Source organism: Streptomyces rishiriensis (assembly GCF_003112535.1).
Lineage (GTDB): Bacteria > Actinomycetota > Actinomycetes > Streptomycetales > Streptomycetaceae > Streptomyces > Streptomyces rishiriensis.
In genome coordinates this window covers 1-4,237 of record NZ_BEWA01000054.1, presented here as the reverse complement: position 1 = coordinate 4,237, position 4,237 = coordinate 1, and the positions used below count along the sequence as shown (strand labels likewise).

At 71.2% G+C, this 4,237-nt stretch carries 2 protein-coding genes; both read right to left on the bottom strand.

Annotated elements, in window-relative coordinates; genetic code table 11:
• A partial coding sequence (locus tag Sri02f_RS40710; RefSeq protein WP_167467719.1) for a type I polyketide synthase occupies positions 1–1,759 on the bottom strand: 1,759 nt, incomplete at its 3' end.
• Positions 1,760–1,826: 67 nt separating this feature from the next.
• A partial coding sequence (locus Sri02f_RS43780) for a beta-ketoacyl reductase (RefSeq protein WP_159106899.1) occupies positions 1,827–4,237 on the bottom strand: 2,411 nt, incomplete at its 5' end.

The following is a 4,237-nucleotide window of genomic DNA, read 5'->3' as shown; positions in this document are numbered from 1 at the left end:
CCGCGAACACCGGGAACGACGCATACAACTCACGCCCCATCCCCACCCGCTGCGCACCCTGACCCGAGAACAAGAACGCCTGTCGCGCGTCACCGTGGTCCTGGCCGACGATCGCGTCCGCCGAAGCAGTGCCGCGCGCCAAGGCGTTAAGCGCCTCGACGAGGCCGGTGCCGCCCTCGGTGACGACTACGGCCCGATGCTCGAAATGCGTCCGCGTCGTCGCCAGGCTCAGTCCGGCACGGGCGGCTGCGATGTCGGACCGCCTGGCGGCGAACGTCGCCAGAGAGCGCGCCTGGGAACGCAGGGCCTCCTCGGTCCGGCCTGAGAGCGGCCAGACGGCCGGTGCGGGGTGCGCGGTGTCAGGGGTACGGTCAGCCCGGGAGTCCACCGCCGGGGCCTGTTCGAGGATGACGTGGGCGTTGGTGCCGCTGACTCCGAAGGCGGAGACGCCGGCCACCCTGGGGCGGTCGGTTCGGGGCCACGGCTGCTGTTCCGTCAGCAGCCGCACCTCCCCCGCCGACCAGTCCACATGCGAGGACGGCTGATCCACATGCAACGTCGCCGGCAGCACACCGTGACGCAACGCCTGCACCATCTTGATCACACCGGCGACACCCGCAGCCGCCTGCGTATGGCCCAGATTCGACTTCACCGACCCCAACCACAACGGCTGATCCGCCGCACGGCCCTGCCCGTAGGTCGCCAGCAACGCCTGCGCCTCGATCGGATCACCCAGCCGCGTTCCGGTCCCGTGCGCCTCCACCACATCCACATCGACCGCGGACAGACCCGCCGACCTCAACGCGGCATGGATCACCCGCTGCTGCGACGGACCGTTCGGAGCCGTCAACCCGTTCGACGCACCGTCCTGGTTCACCGCCGAACCACGCACCACCGCCAACACCCGATGCCCCAGCCGACGCGCATCCGACAACCGCTCCACAAGGAGAACGCCCACCCCCTCACCCCACCCCGTACCGTCCGCTCCCTCGCTGAACGCCTTGCACCGACCGTCCCCCGCCAGACCGCCCTGACGGCTGAACTCCACGAAGACGTCGGGGGTGGACATCACGGTGACGCCGCCCGCCAGGGCCAGGTCGCACTCCCCCGACCGCAGCGCCTGCGCCGCCAGGTGCAGAGCCACCAGCGACGAGGAACACGCCGTGTCCACCGTCACCGCCGGACCCTCCAGACCCAGCACGTACGACACCCGGCCCGAGACGACGCTCGCGGCGTTGCCGGTGAGCAGGTGACCCTCGACGCCCTCTGGCAGGTCGTCTCCCGAGACGGCCCCGTAGTTCTGGTTGCTGCATCCGACGAAGACGCCGGTACGACTGCCGCGCACGGAGGAGGGTTCGAGGCCTGCGCGCTCCAGCGCCTCCCAGGACGCCTCCAGAACGAGACGCTGTTGGGGGTCCATCGCAAGGGCCTCGCGGGGTGACACACCGAAGAAGCCCGCGTCGAAGTCCGTGGCCGTGGCGACGAATCCGCCCTGCCCCGGGGACGTCGAGGAGCCCCCGCCGGCCGGCTCCCAGCCACGGTCCGCGGGGAACGGCGTGACGGCGTCGATGCCGGCCGCGACCAGCTCCCACAGCTGCTCCGGGGTGGTGACGTCACCGGGGTAGCGGCACGCCATGCCGACGATGGCGATGGGTTCGCTCGCCGCCCGGCTGAGTTCGTCGTTGCGCTGACGCAGACGCTCGTTCTCGTTCAGGGAGGCGCGCAGCGCGGCGACGACGCGCTCTTCGGAGGTGGGCATGCTCAAACTCCACTGGTTCGTGGCCCGTTCGCGGGCGGACGGGAAGACGTGGCGGTGGGGTGGTGCTTCAGGAGGTGGAGTCGCCCAGGGCCAGTTGAACGAGTGCGTCGACGTCCATGGCGTCGATCGCGCCGGATACGGACTCGTCGTCGTTCTGCGACTGCTCGAGTGTGCCCGGGAGCCGGGCGGTGCCGTATGCCGTGGGCCCGGACGGGACGGCCTCGTCGGTGGGCCGTCCGCTCGGGCCGCTGTCCGCCAACGACAGCACAGCTGCCAGCAGGCCGCTCTCCTGCCAACGCGAGAAGGGGATCGCGGCGAGTGCGTCGCGGAACGACGACTCGTCACCTCGTCCTGGCCGCAGCGGCGTTCCCGGCTCTGTATCCGTGGGGTCGGGCCCGCCGAACAACTCGTCGTGCAGATGGTCGGCGAGGTGGCGGGGGCTCGGATGGTCGAAGACCAGCGTCGACGGCAGCCGCAGCCCCGTCTCGGCGTGGAGCTGATTGCGGAGTTCGACGGCGGTGAGGGAGTCGAAACCCACGTCCTTGAAGGGCCGGTCGAGGTCCACGGCCGAGCCTTCGGAACGACCGAGCACCACCCCGGCCCGCTTGCGGACCAGCTCCCGCAGCGCGCGCAGACGCTCCTTCTCAGGCCGGTGCGCCAATCGGGCGGTCAGCACGGCTCGAGCGTCTTCGGTCGCCGGCTCTTCGGCGACGTCAGGGCCGGTGAGGCGGGGGAGGGTGGTGAGCAGGGGGCTGGGACGGCGGCTGGTGAACGCCGGAACGAACCGGTCCCACTCCACATCAGCCACCACCACCGAGCCCCCACTGCCCTCCAGCGCCGACCCCAACCCCACCAGAGCACGCCCCGGATCCATCACCCGCAACCCACGACGGCCCAACTCCACCGCACCCTCACCCGACACCATCCCCCCACCCGCCCACGGACCCCACCCCACCGACACACCCACCAGACCACGACCACGACGCGACTCCACCACCGCATCAGCCCACGCGTTCGCCGCCGCATACACCGCCTGCCCCCCACTCCCCCACACACCCGCGATCGACGAGAACACCACGAACGCGCCCAGATCCCAGCCACGCGTCAACTCGTCCAAATACACCGCACCCCACGCCTTCGCACCCACCACCCGCCGAACATGAGCGGCGTCGATGTCGTCGAAGGGCATGTGGTCCGGGACGCCGGCGGCATGGAAGACGGCGCTGACGCGGTGCCGGGAGAGCAGGTCGGCGACCGCTGTCCGGTCGGACACGTCGCACGCCTCGACGCTCACCCGTTGCGCGCCCGAGTCGCGCAACTCGGCGGCGAGTTCGGCGGCTCCGTCCGCGTCGGGGCCCTGACGACCGGTGAGGACCAGGTCGGTGGCTCCACGCCGGACGAGCCAGCGCGCGACGTGCGCGCCGAGAGCGCCGGTGCCACCGGTGATCAGGATCTTCCCTTCCGGTTTCCAGCCCGGTCCGGTGGGCCGCTGAGCGGACGCCTGCCGGAGCCTGCGGGCATGGATCCTGCCCTCTCGCAGCGCGAGTTGGTCCTCCGAGGAGGAGGAGAAGAAGACCGATGCGAGTAGCGCGGCGGTGTCCGCGTCGGGCACCTCCGGCAGATCGACGAGGCCGCCCCAGCGGTCGGGGTGTTCCAGTGCGGCGACACGACCCAGTCCCCAGACGGCAGCCTGCTCGGCCTGGAGTGGACCGTCGTCGAGGGCGCCCACGGAGACCGCTCCCCGGGTCACCAGCCAGGTGGGCCCTGCCACCTCCGCGTCACCCATCGCCTGTGCGGCGACGAGTGCCTGCACGACCGTGTCGCACAGGACGACGGCTCCGGCGATCCCCGGGCCCGGAAGGGCGGCGACGGCGCGGGCCAGCTCCGCACGGTCGGGCTCGTCGGCGAGGGACAGGAGCAGGTGGCCGGGCAGAGCGGCGGTCACCGTCTCCAGGTGCGCCGAGTGCCTCGCCGAGTGGAGCACCAGCCACTGCCCGGAGGGGCCGTCACCGGGCTTGAGCGCGACCTCCTGCCAGTCGACACGGTACTGCCAGCCATCCACCTCGGCCCGTACCGCGCGATCCCGATGCCGGGCCGACAGTCCCGCCAGGACCTCCTGGACGACGTCCTCGCCGATGTTCAGCGTGTGCGCCAGCTCGCGCGCCTCCTCCGGTTCGGCTGGTTCCCAGAGTTCCGCGTCACGCACGACTTCACTGCGCTTCGTCTGCGGCCAGAACCGTTCGCGCTGGAAGGCGTAGGTCGGCAGGTCGACGCCGGCCGTGGAGGTCTTACCGATCACGGCGGTCCAGTCGACGAAGAGCCCCGACGTGTATGCGGCGGCAGCGCATGCGACGACGGTGTCCACCTCGCTCCTGTCCTTGCGGAGCATCGACACGAACACCGAGTCGCCGCTGTCGCCGGTGTCGTCGCTGTCGTCGCTGACGTCGCTGACGTCGGGGAGGCTGTTCTGCGCGAGGG